General features: G+C 51.8%; 12 protein-coding genes, 2 tRNA genes, 3 rRNA genes and 1 other annotated feature. Of the genes, 11 read left to right on the top strand and 6 right to left on the bottom strand.

What is annotated here, in order from left to right; translation table 11 throughout:
• The first annotated feature begins 12 nt into the window (after nucleotides 1-12).
• Together NQH49_RS14885 and tyrA are read left to right on the top strand one after the other, a co-directional pair.
• The gene (locus NQH49_RS14885; RefSeq protein WP_061719955.1) at nucleotides 13-1092 is read left to right on the top strand and encodes a 3-deoxy-7-phosphoheptulonate synthase; all 1080 of its coding nucleotides are present in this window, start codon (nucleotides 13-15) and stop codon (nucleotides 1090-1092) included.
• A 6-nt stretch (nucleotides 1093-1098) separates the two neighbouring features.
• Nucleotides 1099-2220 (top strand): bifunctional chorismate mutase/prephenate dehydrogenase, encoded by a 1122-nt coding sequence (gene tyrA, locus NQH49_RS14880; protein ID WP_008109005.1) that lies wholly within the window; start codon nucleotides 1099-1101, stop codon nucleotides 2218-2220.
• Between the two features lie 33 nt (nucleotides 2221-2253).
• On the opposite strand, the gene pheA is transcribed toward tyrA, so the two are convergent.
• The 4 genes from pheA to bamD form a co-directional block, all read right to left on the bottom strand.
• Complete coding sequence (pheA, locus tag NQH49_RS14875; protein ID WP_154155473.1) at nucleotides 2254-3417, bottom strand: bifunctional chorismate mutase/prephenate dehydratase; 1164 nt, start codon at nucleotides 3415-3417, stop codon at nucleotides 2254-2256.
• A gap of 22 nt (nucleotides 3418-3439) precedes the next feature.
• Nucleotides 3440-3564, bottom strand: a sequence feature (Phe leader region).
• Nucleotides 3516-3563: a pheA operon leader peptide PheL gene (gene pheL / locus NQH49_RS14870; RefSeq protein ID WP_100703679.1), complete on the bottom strand. Its 48-nt coding sequence runs from the start codon at nucleotides 3561-3563 to the stop codon at nucleotides 3516-3518. Its footprint overlaps the feature before it by 48 nt.
• A 96-nt stretch (nucleotides 3565-3660) precedes the next feature.
• Nucleotides 3661-3987 carry a ribosome-associated translation inhibitor RaiA gene (gene raiA, locus NQH49_RS14865; RefSeq protein WP_008109009.1) on the bottom strand — a complete coding sequence of 109 codons (327 nt, stop codon included), beginning with the start codon at nucleotides 3985-3987 and terminating at the stop codon, nucleotides 3661-3663.
• A gap of 275 nt (nucleotides 3988-4262) precedes the next feature.
• Nucleotides 4263-5003 (bottom strand): outer membrane protein assembly factor BamD, encoded by a 741-nt coding sequence (gene bamD / locus NQH49_RS14860; protein WP_008109011.1) that lies wholly within the window; start codon nucleotides 5001-5003, stop codon nucleotides 4263-4265.
• A 130-nt stretch (nucleotides 5004-5133) separates the two neighbouring features.
• On the opposite strand from bamD, the gene rluD reads away from it, so the two are divergent.
• The 9 genes from rluD to NQH49_RS14815 all read left to right on the top strand — a co-directional run bounded on the left by rluD (nucleotide 5134) and on the right by NQH49_RS14815 (nucleotide 16762).
• A complete protein-coding gene (rluD, locus tag NQH49_RS14855) occupies nucleotides 5134-6114 on the top strand; it encodes a 23S rRNA pseudouridine(1911/1915/1917) synthase RluD (RefSeq protein ID WP_256697198.1) in 981 nt (326 codons plus the stop codon).
• Nucleotides 6111-6839 (top strand): purine nucleoside phosphorylase YfiH, encoded by a 729-nt coding sequence (gene yfiH, locus NQH49_RS14850; protein ID WP_256697196.1) that lies wholly within the window; start codon nucleotides 6111-6113, stop codon nucleotides 6837-6839. Before rluD ends, yfiH begins: the two co-directional genes overlap by 4 nt.
• Before the next feature lie 126 nt (nucleotides 6840-6965).
• Nucleotides 6966-9539: an ATP-dependent chaperone ClpB gene (clpB, locus tag NQH49_RS14845; RefSeq protein WP_256697195.1), complete on the top strand. Its 2574-nt coding sequence runs from the start codon at nucleotides 6966-6968 to the stop codon at nucleotides 9537-9539.
• Between the two features lie 475 nt (nucleotides 9540-10014).
• A 16S ribosomal RNA gene (locus NQH49_RS14840) occupies nucleotides 10015-11554 on the top strand.
• A gap of 73 nt (nucleotides 11555-11627) precedes the next feature.
• A tRNA-Ile gene (locus NQH49_RS14835) sits at nucleotides 11628-11704 on the top strand.
• 116 nt (nucleotides 11705-11820) lie between these two features.
• Nucleotides 11821-11896 (top strand) — tRNA-Ala (locus NQH49_RS14830).
• 201 nt (nucleotides 11897-12097) lie between these two features.
• Nucleotides 12098-15003 (top strand): 23S ribosomal RNA (locus tag NQH49_RS14825).
• A 105-nt stretch (nucleotides 15004-15108) separates the two neighbouring features.
• Nucleotides 15109-15224, top strand: a 5S ribosomal RNA gene (rrf, locus tag NQH49_RS14820).
• The 16S, 23S and 5S rRNA genes sit together here with 2 tRNA genes alongside, the layout of an rRNA operon.
• A gap of 233 nt (nucleotides 15225-15457) precedes the next feature.
• Nucleotides 15458-16762, top strand: a complete 1305-nt coding sequence (locus NQH49_RS14815) for an MFS family transporter (protein ID WP_256697194.1) — start codon at nucleotides 15458-15460, stop codon at nucleotides 16760-16762.
• On the opposite strand, the gene NQH49_RS14810 is transcribed toward NQH49_RS14815, so the two are convergent.
• On the bottom strand, nucleotides 16763-17083 hold the full coding sequence (locus NQH49_RS14810) for a YfiM family lipoprotein (RefSeq protein WP_256697193.1): 321 nt from the start codon (nucleotides 17081-17083) through the stop codon (nucleotides 16763-16765). It lies immediately after the preceding gene.
• A 3-nt stretch (nucleotides 17084-17086) separates the two neighbouring features.
• Nucleotides 17087-18442 carry a CDP-diacylglycerol--serine O-phosphatidyltransferase gene (gene pssA / locus NQH49_RS14805; protein WP_256698443.1) on the bottom strand — a complete coding sequence of 452 codons (1356 nt, stop codon included), beginning with the start codon at nucleotides 18440-18442 and terminating at the stop codon, nucleotides 17087-17089.
• Nucleotides 18443-18503: the final 61 nt, after the last annotated feature.

Below are 18503 nucleotides of genomic sequence, written 5' to 3'. Positions count from 1 at the left end.
AGGATCGCAATCATGCAAAAAGACGCGCTGAACAATGTGCATATCGCCGACGAACAAATTTTGATTACCCCGCAAGAGCTGAAAGCCAAATTCCCGCTCACTGCGGCGCAGGAAGCGCAAATTGCGTCTTCTCGCCAGACCATTGCCGACATTATTGCGGGCCGCGATCCGCGCCTGTTGGTGGTTTGTGGTCCTTGTTCAATTCACGATACCGAAGCCGCACTTGCCTATGCCCGTCAGTTGCAATCTCTCTCTGCACAGTTGAAGGATCAGCTGTACATCGTTATGCGCGTTTATTTTGAAAAACCTCGAACCACCGTCGGCTGGAAAGGGTTGATCAATGATCCTTACATGAACAACTCGTTTGATATGGAAGCCGGCCTGCATATCGCACGTCAGCTGCTGGTTAATCTCGTCGAGATGGGATTACCGCTGGCGACCGAAGCGCTGGATCCCAACAGCCCACAATACCTTGGCGATCTGTTTAGCTGGTCAGCGATCGGTGCGCGTACCACCGAATCACAAACCCACCGTGAAATGGCTTCAGGTCTCTCCATGCCGGTTGGTTTTAAAAATGGTACGGATGGCAGCCTTGGTACCGCGATTAACGCCATGCGCGCGGCTGCGATGCCGCACCGTTTTGTTGGTATCAATCAGGCTGGTCAGGTTTGCTTGCTGCAAACCCAGGGCAACCCAGATGGACATGTGATTCTGCGCGGCGGCAAAGCACCAAACTACGGCCCAGAAGATGTCGCTCAGTGTGAAAAAGAGATGCTGAAAGCGGGACTGCGTCCGGCCTTAATGATAGATTGCAGCCATGGTAATTCTAACAAAGACTATCGCCGCCAGCCTGGCGTAGCCGAATCGGCTATCGCGCAGATTAAAGATGGAAACCGTTCCATCATTGGCCTGATGTTGGAAAGCAACATTCATGAAGGCAATCAGTCTTCTGAACAGCCACGTAGCGAAATGAAATACGGTGTATCCGTCACTGATGCTTGCATCGACTGGGAAACCACTGAAACGTTGCTGCGTGAAATCCATCAGGATCTGCAGGGAGTGCTGTCGGCGCGTCTGTCACACGAGGTGTAATGAGTCATGGTGGCTGAACTGACCGCGCTACGCGATCAAATCGATGAAGTAGATAAAGCACTGCTTGGGTTACTGGCAAAACGACTGGAGCTGGTAGCCGAAGTAGGGGAAGTTAAAAGCCGCTACGGTTTGCCGATCTATGTTCCTGAGCGTGAAGCCAGCATGTTGGCTTCACGCCGCCAGGAAGCTGAAGCGCTCGGTGTCTCGCCGGATTTGATTGAAGATGTATTACGTCGCTTGATGCGTGAATCTTATGCGCATGAAAATGACAAAGGCTTCAAAACACTGTGTCCTACGCTGCGTCCGGTGGTAATAGTGGGTGGCCGCGGCCAGATGGGGCGTCTGTTTGAAAAGATGCTGACACTTTCTGGCTATCAGGTTCGCATTCTCGATAAAGGCGATTGGGATCGTTCGGATGAGCTGCTGAAAGATGCGGGCATGGTGATCATCAGTGTGCCAATCCATCTGACAGAGCAAATTATCGGTGAGCTGCCGAAATTGCCAGAAGACTGCATTCTTGTCGATCTGGCCTCGGTGAAGAATCGCCCGCTGCAAGCGATGCTAGCCGCGCACACCGGACCGGTTCTGGGCTTGCATCCGATGTTTGGCCCGGACAGCGGCAGCCTGGCGAAGCAGGTTGTGGTGTGGTGCGATGGCCGTCAGCCGGAAGCTTATCAGTGGTTCCTTGAGCAGATTCAAGTTTGGGGCGCGCGCCTGCATCGTATCAGTGCCGTTGAGCACGATCAGAATATGGCGTTTATTCAGGCACTGCGTCACTTTGCGACTTTCGCTTATGGTCTGCATCTGGCGGAAGAGAACGTTAATCTGGATCAGCTGTTAGCGTTATCTTCGCCGATCTACCGCCTTGAACTAGCGATGGTTGGACGTCTGTTTGCGCAGGATCCACAGCTTTACGCGGACATCATTATGTCCTCGGAGAGTAATCTGGCGCTAATCAAACGCTACTACCAACGATTTGGCGATGCGATCAAACTGCTCGAGCAGGGCGATAAGCAAGCCTTCATCGATAGCTTCGAACGCGTTGAACACTGGTTTGGTGATTACGCGAAACGCTTCCTGGTCGAAAGCAGAAGTATGCTGCGATCGGCGAACGACAGCCGGCAGTAAAAACAAAAGGCATCCGCGAGGATGCCTTTTTGCTTAGAGGCGAGGTTCAACCGGCACCACATTCTCGCCTGGATAGCAGCCGAGAACTTTTAATGAACGGGTTAAGCCGCTTAACTCCGTTAACGCCAACTGCATATTCTCTGATTGCAGATTGCCTTGCACATCAATATAAAACATCTCTTCCCATGGATTGCCGTTGATTGGACGGTTTTCCAGTTTGCTCATGATCAGGCCGTGGTTACGCAATACCATCAGCGCTTCAACCAATGCGCCCGCTTGTTGGCCAGTCGCCATGATCAACGTAGTTTTTGCCGGAACCTGACCGGAAACCTCAATTGCTTTACGTGCCAGCACGATGAAGCGCGTATGGTTCTGCTGCTGATTGGCCAGATTACGCTCCAGTACCTGCAATCCATACAGCTCACCGCCCGCTTCACTACCCAATGCGGCAACCTTCGGGGAATTCATCGCGGCCACTTTCTCCATCGCTGCAGCGGTGCTTTCGGTGTATTCGATTTTCCATTGCGGGAAGCGATTGATGAATTGGCTGCACTGCTGGAATGGCTGTGGATGGCTGTACACCGTTTCGATCTGCTGTAGATCGGTGCTGCCGTTGACCAGCACACAGTGCTCAATTGGAATGGTCAGTTCACCCACAATCGATAGCGTAGTTTGCTGAAGCAGGTCGTAAACGTCGTTAATCGAGCCAGAGCTGGTGTTTTCAATCGGCATTACGGCGTAATCCGCCTGGCCACTCTCTACCTGATGAATAATGTCATGGAATTTCAGGCAGCCAATCTCCACCATCGAATCGAAATGTCGGGTGGCATATTTACGCGCCGCTAGATGTGAGTAAGAACCTTTCGGGCCAAGGAATGCAATGCGCGGCGCGTGAGCGTGTGGATGGTTGAGATTCTTTTGCAACAACGCTTGCTGGGTAAGAACAGAATCTTCAATTACCAGCTGGAACAGGCGGGTAATGTAATGCGCATCAAGCTGATGCTTTTTACCCAGAGAAATCAGGTTTTCCAGCAGTGCGCGTTCACGTTCTACGTCTCGGATAGGGCGATGCGTTGCCAGTTTAGCTTGGGCAACTTCAACAGCCAGTGTGCGACGCTCCGACAAAAGCGCTAAGAGTTTTTCATCAACGGCGCTGATTTTATCGCGTAAGGCCAGCAGCGGATTTTCGGGATTCATAGGGCTCACCTGTAAAATGTCCAATAAAAAAGCCTCCCATTTGGGAGGCTTTGTTGTTCGTCTTCGCATTCATTTTCACATGACGAATCGCCTCCCAATCAGGGGAAGGTAAAAAAGAATGCGAAGAAGAACGGCAGATGTTTCATGGTTGTTTCCATAAATGAAGTGGCTTGAGAGTAACCGCAGTGATTTAAAGCTGTCAATAAAAAACGCGCCCGGAGGCGCGTCACTAGAGATGTTTGTTTATTCTGTCGGAAGAAAATCTTTCACACTGCTGTTGGCGCGACGTGCTTCGGGTTTGTGTTGCGCTTTATTAAGTTGTCGCTCCAGCTTGGCAATCAAGTCATTGATGGCCGTGTACATATCATCATGTTTCGCACTGGCAACCAGCGTTCCGTTAGGCGTATTAATGGTGGCGTCAGCCACAAACTCCTTCGGCTCTTTCGATAACACAATGTGAGGGTTTATCAGATGTGTTTGCCATTTTTCCAGCTTGGCGAGACGCTCTTCAACGTGGTTACGGATGGCCTCGGTGATTTCCATTTGTTTGCTGGTAATGTTCAGAATCATAGTTAAACCTCTCTGTCATTTCCGTCGGGGTAGGACCAGCATACCGCGGATATCAAGAAAATGTGTGATCTAGATCACATTGAAATGTCACTTTTTGTCAATGCCGCTTAATTGTGAGAACGGCCGGGAAAGTAGCCGGAAATGCTTGAAGACGAGTGCGGAAGGGCGCATGATTGAATGGATAACCGCAGCGATAAATCTCTAAAATTGTTGAGTTATCTTCTAAATGACATAAAAAAGCAGCCTCATGGGCTGCTTTTTTGTGGGTGTCATAATCAGGACTGATTATTTGCCGCAATGATTTTTGCTACTTTGTCGGCTTCAGCCGTCAACTGCAGCTGGCGGTAAGCATTTTCCATCAACGGCAGCGCTTCATGCGTCGCCTCAGTATCCGGATAATCCTTCATCATGGTTTCCACGCGGTTAACAACAGCGACATAGGCACCGCGCTTGGTATAGAATTGCGCCACCGAGAGTTCATACTTCGCCAGGCGCTCTTTCAGGAATGCCAAACGTTTCTGCGCATCCGCAGCATATTGGCTGTTTGGATAACCGCGCAGTAATTGCGAGAAGTCACGGAAAGCATCACGAGCGTGCGTCGGATCACGATCGGAACGATCGATACCGAAGAAGCCCTGCAGTGCAGAATCATCCAGCGCCATATCCGTCAGACCTTTCATATAGATGACATAGTCGATATTAGGATGGGTTGGATTGAGACGCATAAAGCGAGATATAGCGGCTTGCGCCAGTGGCAGATCGGCATTTTTGTAATACGCGTAGATCAAATCCAGTTGTACTTGCTGCGAGTAAGGACCAAATGGATAGCGGTTATCCAGTGCTTCCAGTTGCTTAATCGCCGCTTTAAAGTTACCGTCCTGCAGCTTTTGCTGGGCCGTGGCATAAATTTCAGACGGCGGGCTGTCCGGGACTGGATCTGATGAGCCAGAACAACCCACAAGCGCCAGGCTCAGGCTCAGTGTGGCAGCAGCCACCAGATGTTTCATACGCGTCATGACGAAATGATTATCCTCAAAGTGTTGTAGCAGAAGCTGTCCGTATAGCTCCCAGTTATGACCAGGTACGATAGCACATTATATTAAACGGCATCGCCGTGAAAACCCAACGTTAACGAAGAAGCTGTATATGGCACAACAAGTTCAACTCACCGCAACGGTGTCCGAAGCACAACTTGGACAACGCTTAGATCAGACTTTGGCAGAATTGTTCCCTGATTATTCACGTTCTCGCATAAAAGAATGGATTCTTGAGCGCCGAGTCAGCGTCAACGGCACTATCATCGATAAACCAAAAGAAAAAGTTTTTGGCGGTGAGCATGTCTCGATTGATGCTGAGATCGAAGAAGCACAACGCTGGGAAGCGCAAAACATCCCACTGAACATCGTCTATGAAGATGACGACATTCTGGTCATCAACAAACCTCGCGGTTTGGTGGTACATCCCGGCGCCGGTAATCCTGATGGCACGGTGCTTAACGCACTGCTTTATCACTATCCGCCTATCGCTGATGTGCCTCGCGCAGGGATTGTTCATCGTCTGGATAAAGATACCACCGGTTTGATGGTGGTAGCGAAAACCGTTCCTGCGCAAACTCACCTGGTTGAAACGCTGCAGCTGCGCGAAATCACGCGTGAATATGAAGCGGTAGCGATCGGCACCATGACCGCAGGCGGTACTGTGGATCAACCCATGGCGCGCCACTCTACCAAACGCACACACATGGCGGTGCATCCGATGGGTAAACCGGCTACCACGCACTATCGCATCATGGAGCACTTCCGTGCCCATACGCGTTTGCGTTTACGCCTTGAAACCGGTCGTACGCATCAGATTCGTGTGCATATGGCGCATATCAACCATCCGCTGGTGGGCGATCCGCTGTACGGTGGTCGTCCGCGTCCGCCAAAAGGTGCATCTGAAGCTTTCATCACTACGCTACGTGGTTTTGATCGCCAGGCGCTGCATGCCACGATGTTACGTCTCTATCACCCCATTACCGGTATTGAGATGGAATGGCACGCACCGTTGCCGCAGGATATGGTCGATTTAATTGATGCGCTGAAAGCCGATACCCTTGAATTCCGCGATCAGATGGATTGGCTATGAGTGAATGGATCATCCCGGATTGGCCTGCGCCGCAGCATGTTCGGGCATGTTCCACCACGCGATACGGCGGCGTCAGCGCTGCCCCCTGGGATTCGTTGAATCTTGGTGGGCACGTTGGCGACGCTGAGGCGCATGTTGCTCAGAATCGTCAACGCTTGGTTGAACAACTGACGCTACCAGCGATGCCACAATGGCTTGATCAGATCCATGGTCAAGTGGTTGCGCGTTTACCCGCCAGCGATCCGCTACCGCGCGCTGATGCCGCCATCACCCGTGAAAGTGGGGTTGTTTGCGCAGTGATGACGGCGGATTGTTTGCCGGTGTTGCTTTGTAGTAAGGATGGCAGTGAAGTCGCAGCAGCGCATGCGGGTTGGCGTGGTCTCTGTAATGGCGTGCTGGAACAGACATTGTCACAGTTCAACTCCGCGCCACATGACATTCATGCATGGCTTGGTCCGGCAATTGGGCCGCAGGCATTTGAAGTTGGTCCGGAAGTCAGAACGGCATTTATGGCGCATGATTCAAAAGCGGAAGAAGCTTTCCGCCCGGCTGGTGACAAATACTTCGCCGATATTTGGCTGCTGGCTCGTCAGCGGTTACAAGCTGCCGGCGTACATTCCATCAGTGGTTCAACGCGTTGTACCTTCCATGAGCGCGATGATTTTTTCTCCTACCGACGCGACGGAATCACCGGGCGTATGGCAACTTTGATTTGGCTGAGATAACCTTACGCCACAAGACGGTCCAGTTAGCGTATTTTTTGCTCACAACACAGGTCATTAACCTTGAAAAATTTGAGGGATGACCTCATTTAATCTCCAGTAGCATTTTGACCTGTAATGGGAGGAATTATGCGTCTGGATCGTCTTACTAATAAATTTCAACTGGCACTTGCCGATGCACAGTCCCTTGCTCTGGGACATGACAATCAATTCATTGAACCCCTTCATTTGATGAGCGCTTTGCTCAATCAGGAAGGCGGATCGGTGCGTCCGTTGCTCAGCGCAGCGGGTGCCGACGTGGCTGGCCTGCGTACCAGCATTGAACAAGCAATTAATCGACTACCGCAGGTTGAAGGGACCGACGGCGATGTACAGCCATCTGCCGATTTGATTCGGGTACTTAACCTGTGCGACAAGCTGGCGCAAAAGCGCGGCGACAACTTTATATCATCTGAATTATTTGTATTGGCGGCCCTCGATTCACGTGGCTCGCTGGCTGACCTATTGAAATCAGCTGGCGCGACGTCGGAAAAACTCTCTAAGGCCATCGAGCAATTACGGGGAGGAGATAGCGTGAACGATCAAGGGGCTGAAGATCAGCGTCAGGCATTAAAAAAATACACCATTGACCTTACAGAGCGTGCCGAACTCGGCAAGCTGGATCCGGTAATTGGTCGTGATGAAGAGATCCGCCGCACCATTCAAGTGTTGCAGCGTCGCACCAAAAATAACCCGGTACTTATTGGTGAACCCGGCGTCGGTAAAACGGCTATCGCCGAAGGTTTAGCGCAGCGCATCATCAATGGCGAAGTGCCGGAAGGGCTGAAAGGTCGTCGCGTGCTGGCTCTGGATATGGGTTCGCTGGTGGCGGGCGCCAAATATCGTGGTGAATTTGAAGAGCGCCTCAAAGGTGTGCTTAGCGACCTGGCGAAGCAGGAAGGTAACGTCATTCTGTTTATCGACGAACTGCATACCATGGTTGGCGCCGGTAAAGCCGATGGCGCAATGGATGCGGGCAACATGCTGAAACCCGCATTGGCTCGCGGTGAGTTGCACTGTGTCGGCGCAACCACGCTGAATGAGTATCGCCAGTTCATCGAGAAAGATGCGGCGCTGGAACGTCGTTTCCAGAAAGTCTTTGTCGCTGAGCCGAGTGTGGAAGATACCATTGCGATTCTGCGTGGACTGAAAGAACGCTATGAGCTGCACCACCATGTGCAGATCACCGATCCGGCGATAGTGGCCGCGGCGACGCTGTCGCACCGTTATATCTCTGATCGCCAGCTGCCGGATAAGGCCATCGATCTGATTGACGAAGCGGCTTCAAGTATTCGTTTACAGATGGATTCGAAACCAGAATCACTCGATCGCCTTGAGCGCCGCATCATCCAGTTAAAACTGGAGCAGCAGGCGCTGAAGAAAGAGTCTGATGATGCCAGCGTGAAGCGTCTGGAAATGCTGGAAAGCGAACTTAACCAGAAAGAGCGTGAATACGCTGAACTGGAAGAGGAATGGAAAGCGGAAAAAGCCTCTTTAACTGGCACGCAGAACATTAAAGCCGAGCTGGAGCAAGCGCGCTTGACGATGGAGCAAGCGCGTCGCGTGGGTGACCTTGGTCAGATGTCTGAACTGCAGTACGGTAAAATACCGGAGCTGGAGAAACAGTTAGCCATCGCTACGCAGTCTGAAGGCAAAACCATGAAGCTGTTACGCAATCGCGTAACGGATGTGGAGATTGCCGATGTACTGGCGCGTTGGACCGGAATACCTGTCGCACGCATGATGGAAGGGGAGCGCGATAAGTTGCTGCGTATGGAGCAAGAGCTGCACTCACGGGTTATCGGTCAGAACGAAGCGGTAGAAGCGGTTTCGAATGCGATTCGTCGTAGCCGCGCCGGCTTGTCGGATCCGAATCGTCCAATTGGTTCCTTCCTGTTCCTTGGACCAACGGGAGTCGGTAAAACCGAATTGTGTAAAGCACTGGCTAACTTCCTGTTCGACAGCGATGACGCGATGGTGCGTATTGATATGTCCGAGTTTATGGAAAAACACTCGGTATCGCGGCTGGTGGGTGCGCCTCCGGGATATGTCGGCTATGAAGAGGGCGGTTATCTGACTGAAGCGGTGCGTCGTCGTCCTTATTCGGTAATTTTGCTGGATGAGGTGGAGAAGGCGCATCCTGATGTCTTCAATATCCTGTTGCAGGTGCTGGATGATGGTCGCTTAACCGATGGACAGGGGCGTACAGTCGATTTCCGCAATACCGTGGTGATCATGACCTCGAACCTTGGCTCCGATCTTATTCAGGAACGTTTCGGTTCTCTGGATTATGTGGAGATGAAAGAGGTGGTGATGACGGTTGTGGGGCAGCATTTTCGCCCAGAGTTTATCAACCGTATCGATGACATGGTGGTGTTCCATCCGTTGGGCGAAAAACACATTGCTTCCATTGCGCAGATTCAGCTGCAACGATTGTATAAACGTCTTGAGGAGCGCGGCTATCAACTGCATATCTCCGATGAGGCGCTCAAACTGCTTGGCGAGAATGGCTATGACCCGGTTTATGGTGCGCGTCCATTAAAACGTGCTATCCAGCAGCAGATTGAAAATCCGCTGGCGCAGCAGATTCTTTCTGGTGCTTTGGTTCCGGGAAAAACCATCGAAATGGATGTAAAAGACGATGTGATTGTTGCTCACCAGTAATCACGTTCGATTAAAACGGGCCTGCGGGCCCGTTTTTTTTGGCCTTATCGCAAGAATTAGCTGCTTTTTGCAACGTATAGCCTGGAAAGTGAGCGGTTGCGCGAAAACTTCAAAATAGCACTTGTCAGCTGAAAGGAACTCCCTATAATGCGCCACCACTGAGACGGCAAAGCGGCAACGCAGACGGCTCAGCAGGGAGTGAAGAAATTCATCCCGCCGGATGAAAACGCTGAAAAAAGTGTTTGACTCCGAAGGAGAGTAGCGTAGTATACGCCACCTCGCGACAGACGGTTCAGCCGCTGCTCGCAACGCTCTTTAACAATTTATCAGACAATCTGTGTGGGCACTCGCAGGATTGATATCAGCGTCTTAGGACGCAGCAAAATATCAAAGCCTCACGAGTGAACACATAATGAAATTCATTATGACGTTTTACAGATGAGCACCGCTGAACCTGTTTCAGCAAATCAAACTTAAATTGAAGAGTTTGATCATGGCTCAGATTGAACGCTGGCGGCAGGCCTAACACATGCAAGTCGAACGGTAGCACAGAGAGCTTGCTCTCGGGTGACGAGTGGCGGACGGGTGAGTAATGTCTGGGAAACTGCCCGATGGAGGGGGATAACTACTGGAAACGGTAGCTAATACCGCATAACGTCGCAAGACCAAAGTGGGGGACCTTCGGGCCTCACACCATCGGATGTGCCCAGATGGGATTAGCTAGTAGGTGGGGTAATGGCTCACCTAGGCGACGATCCCTAGCTGGTCTGAGAGGATGACCAGCCACACTGGAACTGAGACACGGTCCAGACTCCTACGGGAGGCAGCAGTGGGGAATATTGCACAATGGGCGCAAGCCTGATGCAGCCATGCCGCGTGTATGAAGAAGGCCTTCGGGTTGTAAAGTACTTTCAGCGGGGAGGAAGGCGGTGAAGTTAATAGCTTCACCGATTGACGTTACCCGCAGAAGAAGCACCGGCTAACTCCGTGCCAGCAGCCGCGGTAATACGGAGGGTGCAAGCGTTAATCGGAATTACTGGGCGTAAAGCGCACGCAGGCGGTCTGTCAAGTCGGATGTGAAATCCCCGGGCTTAACCTGGGAACTGCATTCGAAACTGGCAGGCTAGAGTCTTGTAGAGGGGGGTAGAATTCCAGGTGTAGCGGTGAAATGCGTAGAGATCTGGAGGAATACCGGTGGCGAAGGCGGCCCCCTGGACAAAGACTGACGCTCAGGTGCGAAAGCGTGGGGAGCAAACAGGATTAGATACCCTGGTAGTCCACGCCGTAAACGATGTCGACTTGGAGGTTGTTCCCTTGAGGAGTGGCTTCCGGAGCTAACGCGTTAAGTCGACCGCCTGGGGAGTACGGCCGCAAGGTTAAAACTCAAATGAATTGACGGGGGCCCGCACAAGCGGTGGAGCATGTGGTTTAATTCGATGCAACGCGAAGAACCTTACCTACTCTTGACATCCACGGAATTTAGCAGAGATGCTTTAGTGCCTTCGGGAACCGTGAGACAGGTGCTGCATGGCTGTCGTCAGCTCGTGTTGTGAAATGTTGGGTTAAGTCCCGCAACGAGCGCAACCCTTATCCTTTGTTGCCAGCGGTTCGGCCGGGAACTCAAAGGAGACTGCCAGTGATAAACTGGAGGAAGGTGGGGATGACGTCAAGTCATCATGGCCCTTACGAGTAGGGCTACACACGTGCTACAATGGCGCATACAAAGAGAAGCGACCTCGCGAGAGCAAGCGGACCTCATAAAGTGCGTCGTAGTCCGGATCGGAGTCTGCAACTCGACTCCGTGAAGTCGGAATCGCTAGTAATCGTAGATCAGAATGCTACGGTGAATACGTTCCCGGGCCTTGTACACACCGCCCGTCACACCATGGGAGTGGGTTGCAAAAGAAGTAGGTAGCTTAACCTTCGGGAGGGCGCTTACCACTTTGTGATTCATGACTGGGGTGAAGTCGTAACAAGGTAACCGTAGGGGAACCTGCGGTTGGATCACCTCCTTACCTGAAGATACCTTCCCGCGCAGTGCTCACACAGATTGTCTGATGAAATTAAAGAAGAGCGTAAAACGCCTGCAGGCTTGTAGCTCAGGTGGTTAGAGCGCACCCCTGATAAGGGTGAGGTCGGTGGTTCAAGTCCACTCAGGCCTACCAAATTCTTCCAGTTTCCGCGTTGTGCCGATAGCTCGCATACTTGAGTATGCTTCGCATCGACACGCCTTGAACCTGAAAGAATTCTCCTGGTAAGCACGCGTTTTGCAAAACTCTATGGGGCTATAGCTCAGCTGGGAGAGCGCCTGCCTTGCACGCAGGAGGTCAGCGGTTCGATCCCGCTTAGCTCCACCATCAACGACCCCACGTTGATAACTAACTTCAGAATGTATCCTCGGGTACATTGCGAAGTTATTGCTCTTTAACAATCCGGAACAAGCTGAAAATTGAAACGACGTGTTGGTTCATTTCTCCGTAATAAGAAATGAATAACAACATGTTCGAGTCTCTCAATGCCTGCAGTCCGCAGCGTTGCAAAACGCCTGTGGGTTGTGAGGTTAAGCGACTAAGCGTACACGGTGGATGCCCTGGCAGTCAGAGGCGATGAAGGACGTGCTAATCTGCGTAAAGCGTCGGTAAGGTGATATGAACCGCTACAGCCGACGATGTCCGAATGGGGAAACCCGGTGCACTCAGTGCATCATCGCAACATGAATACATAGTGTTGCGAGGCGAACCTGGGGAACTGAAACATCTAAGTACCCAGAGGAAAAGAAATCAACCGAGATTCCCCCAGTAGCGGCGAGCGAACGGGGAACAGCCCAGAACCTGAATCAGTTTGTGCGTTAGTGGAAGCGTCTGGAAAGTCGCGCGATACCGGGTGATAGCCCCGTACACGAAAGTGCACATACTGTGAGTTCGAAGAGTAGGGCGGGACACGTGGTATCCTGTCTGAATATGGGGGGACCATCCTCCAAGGCTAAATACTCCTGACTGACCGATAGTGAACCAGTACCGTGAGGGAAAGGCGAAAAGAACCCCGGCGAGGGGAGTGAAACAGAACCTGAAACCGTGTACGTACAAGCAGTGGGAGCCTCTTTAATGGGGTGACTGCGTACCTTTTGTATAATGGGTCAGCGACTTATATTCTGTAGCAAGGTTAACCGTATAGGGGAGCCGCAGGGAAACCGAGTCTTAACTGGGCGTTAAGTTGCAGGGTATAGACCCGAAACCCGGTGATCTAGCCATGGGCAGGTTGAAGGTTGGGTAACACTAACTGGAGGACCGAACCGACTAATGTTGAAAAATTAGCGGATGACTTGTGGCTGGGGGTGAAAGGCCAATCAAACCGGGAGATAGCTGGTTCTCCCCGAAAGCTATTTAGGTAGCGCCTCGTGAACTCATCTTCGGGGGTAGAGCACTGTTTCGGCTAGGGGGCCATCCCGGCTTACCAACCCGATGCAAACTGCGAATACCGAAGAATGTTATCACGGGAGACACACGGCGGGTGCTAACGTCCGTCGTGAAGAGGGAAACAACCCAGACCGCCAGCTAAGGTCCCAAAGTCATGGTTAAGTGGGAAACGATGTGGGAAGGCACAGACAGCCAGGATGTTGGCTTAGAAGCAGCCATCATTTAAAGAAAGCGTAATAGCTCACTGGTCGAGTCGGCCTGCGCGGAAGATGTAACGGGGCTAAACCATGCACCGAAGCTGCGGCAGCGACACTATGTGTTGTTGGGTAGGGGAGCGTTCTGTAAGCCGTTGAAGGTGTGCTGTGAGGCATGCTGGAGGTATCAGAAGTGCGAATGCTGACATAAGTAACGATAAAGCGGGTGAAAAGCCCGCTCGCCGGAAGACCAAGGGTTCCTGTTCAACGTTAATCGGAGCAGGGTGAGTCGACCCCTAAGGCGAGGCTGAAAAGCGTAGTCGATGGGAAGCAGGTTAATATTCCTGCACTTGGTGTTACTGCGAAGGGGGGACGGAGAAGGCTAGGTTATCCGGGCGACGGTTGTCCCGGTTTAAGCGTGTAGGCTGATATCTTTGGTAAATCCGGGATATCTTAAGGCTGAGGCGTGACGACGAGCCACTACGGTGGTGAAGTAACTGATGCCCTGCTTCCAGGAAAAGCCTCTAAGCTCCAGGTAACACGAAATCGTACCCCAAACCGACACAGGTGGTCAGGTAGAGAATACCAAGGCGCTTGAGAGAACTCGGGTGAAGGAACTAGGCAAAATGGTGCCGTAACTTCGGGAGAAGGCACGCTGGCGCGTAGGTGAAGGGACTTGCTCCCGGAGCTGAAGCCAGTCGAAGATACCAGCTGGCTGCAACTGTTTATTAAAAACACAGCACTGTGCAAACACGAAAGTGGACGTATACGGTGTGACGCCTGCCCGGTGCCGGAAGGTTAATTGATGGGGTTATCCGCAAGGAGAAGCTCTTGATCGAAGCCCCGGTAAACGGCGGCCGTAACTATAACGGTCCTAAGGTAGCGAAATTCCTTGTCGGGTAAGTTCCGACCTGCACGAATGGCGTAATGATGGCCAGGCTGTCTCCACCCGAGACTCAGTGAAATTGAAATCGCTGTGAAGATGCAGTGTACCCGCGGCAAGACGGAAAGACCCCGTGAACCTTTACTATAGCTTGACACTGAACATTGAGCCTTGATGTGTAGGATAGGTGGGAGGCTTTGAAGCGTGGACGCCAGTCTGCGTGGAGCCAACCTTGAAATACCACCCTTTAATGTTTGATGTTCTAACGTAGGCCCGTAATCCGGGCTGCGGACAGTGTCTGGTGGGTAGTTTGACTGGGGCGGTCTCCTCCCAAAGAGTAACGGAGGAGCACGAAGGTTGGCTAATCCTGGTCGGACATCAGGAGGTTAGTGCAATGGCATAAGCCAGCTTGACTGCGAGAGTGACGGCTCGAGCAGGTGCGAAAGCAGGTCATAGTGATCCGGTGGTTCTGAATGGAAGGGCCATCGCTCAACGGATAAAAGGTACTCCGGGGATAACAGGCTGATACCGCCCAAGAGTTCATATCGACGGCGGTGTTTGGCACCTCGATGTCGGCTCATCACATCCTGGGGCTGAAGTAGGTCCCAAGGGTACGGCTGTTCGCCGTTTAAAGTGGTACGCGAGCTGGGTTTAGAACGTCGTGAGACAGTTCGGTCCCTATCTGCCGTGGGCGCTGGAGAATTGAGGGGGGTTGCTCCTAGTACGAGAGGACCGGAGTGAACGCACCACTGGTGTTCGGGTTGTCATGCCAATGGCACTGCCCGGTAGCTAAGTGCGGAAAAGATAAGTGCTGAAAGCATCTAAGCACGAAACTTGCCCCGAGATGAGTTCTCCCTGACTCCTTGAGAGTCCTGAAGGGACGTTGAAGACTACGACGTTGATAGGCCGGATGTGTAAGCGCAGCGATGCGTTGAGCTAACCGGTACTAATGACCCGTGAGGCTTAACCTTACAACGCCAGAGGCGTTTTGGTCTGAGAGACCGGATTTTCAGCTTGTTTTACGGATTAAAGATTCAGCGGAAGCGGATGTCATTCGTTTTTGCGCAAAGAATTTGCCTGGCGGCTTTAGCGCGGTGGTCCCACCTGACCCCATGCCGAACTCAGAAGTGAAACGCCGTAGCGCCGATGGTAGTGTGGGGTCTCCCCATGCGAGAGTAGGGAACTGCCAGGCATCAAATAAGTGAAGAAGCCCCGAACGAAAGTTCGGGGCTTTTTTACGTCTATACATAGCTGTTTAAAGCCAGTAGTTTACTGAATTTGCATGAAAAACAGCAAAAAATTGCACTAAAAACTCCCTGGTAGTCACATTTTGTAATCCAGGATTAGAGACAATTACCGCAACCACTTAATAGATGCTTTACTGAATCCTTTGGCGTTAATTCTTCGCAAGGAAAAGAGGTAAGCATGACTGACTCACAACAACAAAAAGTGGCACGATCTGAAACGGTAGCCGACAGTAAAAAGCGCATCTGGGCGATTGTTGGCGCTTCTTCCGGCAATCTGGTCGAATGGTTCGATTTCTACGTCTACTCCTTCTTCTCACTCTATTTTGCCCACGTTTTCTTCCCAAGCGGTGATACCACCACCCAATTGCTGCAAACTGCTGGCGTTTTTGCCGCTGGTTTTCTCATGCGTCCGATCGGTGGATGGCTATTTGGCTACATCGCAGATCGTCACGGCCGTAAAGCCTCAATGCTGATTTCAGTGTGCATGATGTGTCTGGGATCATTAGTAATCGCTTGCCTACCTGGCTACGGCGAAATAGGGCTGGCCGCACCCGTGATTCTATTGCTGGCGCGTATGTTTCAGGGATTATCGGTTGGTGGGGAATACGGTACCAGCGCCACTTATATGAGCGAAGTAGCACTGGAAGGACGAAAAGGATTTTATGCCTCATTCCAGTATGTGACGCTCATTGGCGGCCAACTATTGGCGGTGCTGACCGTCGTCGTTTTGCAGCAAATTCTTAGCGATGAAGAACTACGTAGTTGGGGCTGGCGTATCCCGTTCTTCCTCGGTGCGGCGCTGGCTATCGTGGCATTGTGGTTGCGTCGTTCGCTCAACGAAACCTCAGAGAAAAAACATCGCGAACACCGTGATGCCGGCAGCATTACGGGATTATTGCGCAATCACCCCCGTGCGTTTCTGATGGTGCTGGGCTTCACCGCAGGCGGTTCGCTGAGCTTCTATACCTTCACGACCTACATGCAAAAATATCTGGTGAACACCGCCGGGATGGATGCGCGCAGTGCCAGTGGATTAATGACCGGTTGCTTGTTGGTGTTTATGTTGATTCAGCCAATTGTTGGCGCATTGTCAGATAAAATCGGTCGTCGCGCCTCAATGATGATTTTCGGTGCCGGGGCGGCAATCTGCACGGTTCCAATTCTAATGCTGCTGCAAAATGTGCAGAGCAGTTGGCTGGCATTCGCACTGATCATGTTGGCGCTGATCATCACCAGTTTCTACACCGCGATCAGTGGCATCCTGAAAGCAGAGATGTTCCCGCCAGAAGTTCGTGCGCTGGGCGTTGGTCTTTCCTATGCGGTGGCGAATGCTATTTTTGGTGGTTCGGCAGAATACGTAGCCTTGCTGCTGAAAAGGGAAGGCATTGAAACCAGCTTCTTCTGGTATGTTTCGGCTATGGGCGCTTTAGCATTCCTGGTATCGCTGATGCTGCATCGCAAAGGGAAGGGGATTGCGCTGTAGTTACTGACTGAGATTCCACAGTACGATACCGCTGGCGGCACCGGCGACATCCCAGCTAAGATCTTTCCAACTCCAGCCGCTCCCTGCTGAGCGGCTGTCATATAACTCTTTTCCCACACCAAAACTCAACGAAAACAGAAAGCCGAAACGCAAATTCTGCCCGCGGCTGTGATTTTGATGCTGAGAAATTTCGCTACCAGCGGCAGCCAGCACAGCGGAAGAGAAGTAGTGTTGTGCTTTATCTTTGCCGGTCCATTTATCCTGGGCGACATGCGCACATCCACTACACAGCAAAACCACGCAGAGGATGAGCGCACGCATCGGCTAGAGCAGACGGCTAATCAAACGATCGATGCGGATACGGCGCAGGCGACGAATCAGCTTGCGCACCTTCGCTGGATAATCGGAGATACTTTCCAGCTCGCGGAAATGCTGCACCACGGAAGTATGCTCACGAATCAGCGCCAGCTCTTTTTCACGCTGTTCGGCCAATTGATTCAGCGGATCGTGAATCAGCACCGCATTCTCAAGATCCAGTCGCCACGCGCGTGGATTGAGGTTGTTACCGGTGATCATCATCCATTCGTCATCCACCCAAATGCCTTTCAGGTGATAACTGTTCTCGCTATCTTTCCACAAGCGTACCGTCAGCTGACCATTATTGACGTAATACTGCAAACGGCTAAGGAAGCGACGCAGGTTGATCTCATAAAGATAAGGCAGCGCGCCGATAATCTTAAACGGCTGTTCTGGCGGGATGTAGAAGTCATTGGCCGTTTTGTCGCCAATGATGATCTCAACCTCTTTGCCCTGACGCAGTAAATGAATCAGGTTACGTACCAGAATAGCGGGCAGGTTGAAATAGGGCGTGCACAACGTCAGCTTGCGCTCGGCGCAGGGCATCAAATGGAAAATGGTCTTGTTCAGCAGGCTGCGTTTACCCAGGCCAACCAGCGGCGTGACGGCAAGGGATTCATTATCTGCATTGCCGGTAAACTGATAGTTAAAGCTGCGCAGTTCCTGACGGAACTGACGCGTTTCGTTCTTAATTTCCGGACTGGAAGGACGCTCAGTTTTATCGAGCCGATTAACCGCATCGGATTCCTTGAGATTTTCGCAGATCCACGCATACATAGTATCGGTAAGCTGTGGATTGCGGATCAGCTGATAGCGGTCATAACGGTATTTATCATGCTGATGCAGATAGACATCGTTCAGGCTCGCGCCGCTATAGAGCAACGTATCATCAATGATAAACCCTTTAAGATGCAGCACGCCGAGCGCTTCACGGGTGTTAACCGGAATGCCGTAAACCGGAATAGCGATATCCGGATGCTGAGCCGCCATTTCGCAATACCAGTCAGCATTGGTCACGCCACGGGCGGCACCAATGCGACCACGCTGCGCACGATGCCAGTCAACCAGAATACAGACATCCAACTCCGGACGTGCCTGACGCGCTGCGTACAGCGCCTGCATAATTCCCCGTCCGCCGTCATCATTCTCCAGATACAGCGCGGTGATACAGATACGCTTTTCTGCTGCGGCAATTTTCGTCAGCAGGGTTTCGCGAAACTCGGCAGGCGAGTAAAGCGTCGTCAGATCCGACACGGATTGTGACAGTTTAGGCAGCTGTGCGAGGTGTTGTTGGTGTTTATTACGTTTGAATTTAGACAACATCACAGTGCACTTCTTCTCTGTTCATTGCATGGCCTTTTGCCATCAAATCATGATCCTAACG

Origin of the sequence: Pantoea trifolii (assembly GCF_024506435.1) — a bacterium.
Taxonomy (GTDB): domain Bacteria; phylum Pseudomonadota; class Gammaproteobacteria; order Enterobacterales; family Enterobacteriaceae; genus Pantoea; species Pantoea trifolii.
Note: the sequence above shows the minus strand (reverse complement) of the source record. Positions and strands in the feature narration are given on the sequence as shown.

What these genes read in the sequence shown, in the direction of transcription:
- NQH49_RS14885 (WP_061719955.1), top strand. Translation starts at nt 13, where the DNA reads ATGCAAAAAGACGCGCTGAACAATGTGCATATCGCCGACGAACAAATT.
- tyrA (WP_008109005.1), top strand. Translation starts at nt 1,099, where the DNA reads ATGGTGGCTGAACTGACCGCGCTACGCGATCAAATCGATGAAGTAGAT.
- pheA (WP_154155473.1), bottom strand. Translation starts at nt 3,417, where the DNA reads ATGAATCCCGAAAATCCGCTGCTGGCCTTACGCGATAAAATCAGCGCC.
- raiA (WP_008109009.1), bottom strand. Translation starts at nt 3,987, where the DNA reads ATGATTCTGAACATTACCAGCAAACAAATGGAAATCACCGAGGCCATC.
- bamD (WP_008109011.1), bottom strand. Translation starts at nt 5,003, where the DNA reads ATGACGCGTATGAAACATCTGGTGGCTGCTGCCACACTGAGCCTGAGC.
- rluD (WP_256697198.1), top strand. Translation starts at nt 5,134, where the DNA reads ATGGCACAACAAGTTCAACTCACCGCAACGGTGTCCGAAGCACAACTT.
- yfiH (WP_256697196.1), top strand. Translation starts at nt 6,111, where the DNA reads ATGAGTGAATGGATCATCCCGGATTGGCCTGCGCCGCAGCATGTTCGG.
- clpB (WP_256697195.1), top strand. Translation starts at nt 6,966, where the DNA reads ATGCGTCTGGATCGTCTTACTAATAAATTTCAACTGGCACTTGCCGAT.
- NQH49_RS14815 (WP_256697194.1), top strand. Translation starts at nt 15,458, where the DNA reads ATGACTGACTCACAACAACAAAAAGTGGCACGATCTGAAACGGTAGCC.
- NQH49_RS14810 (WP_256697193.1), bottom strand. Translation starts at nt 17,083, where the DNA reads ATGCGTGCGCTCATCCTCTGCGTGGTTTTGCTGTGTAGTGGATGTGCG.
- pssA (WP_256698443.1), bottom strand. Translation starts at nt 18,442, where the DNA reads ATGTTGTCTAAATTCAAACGTAATAAACACCAACAACACCTCGCACAG.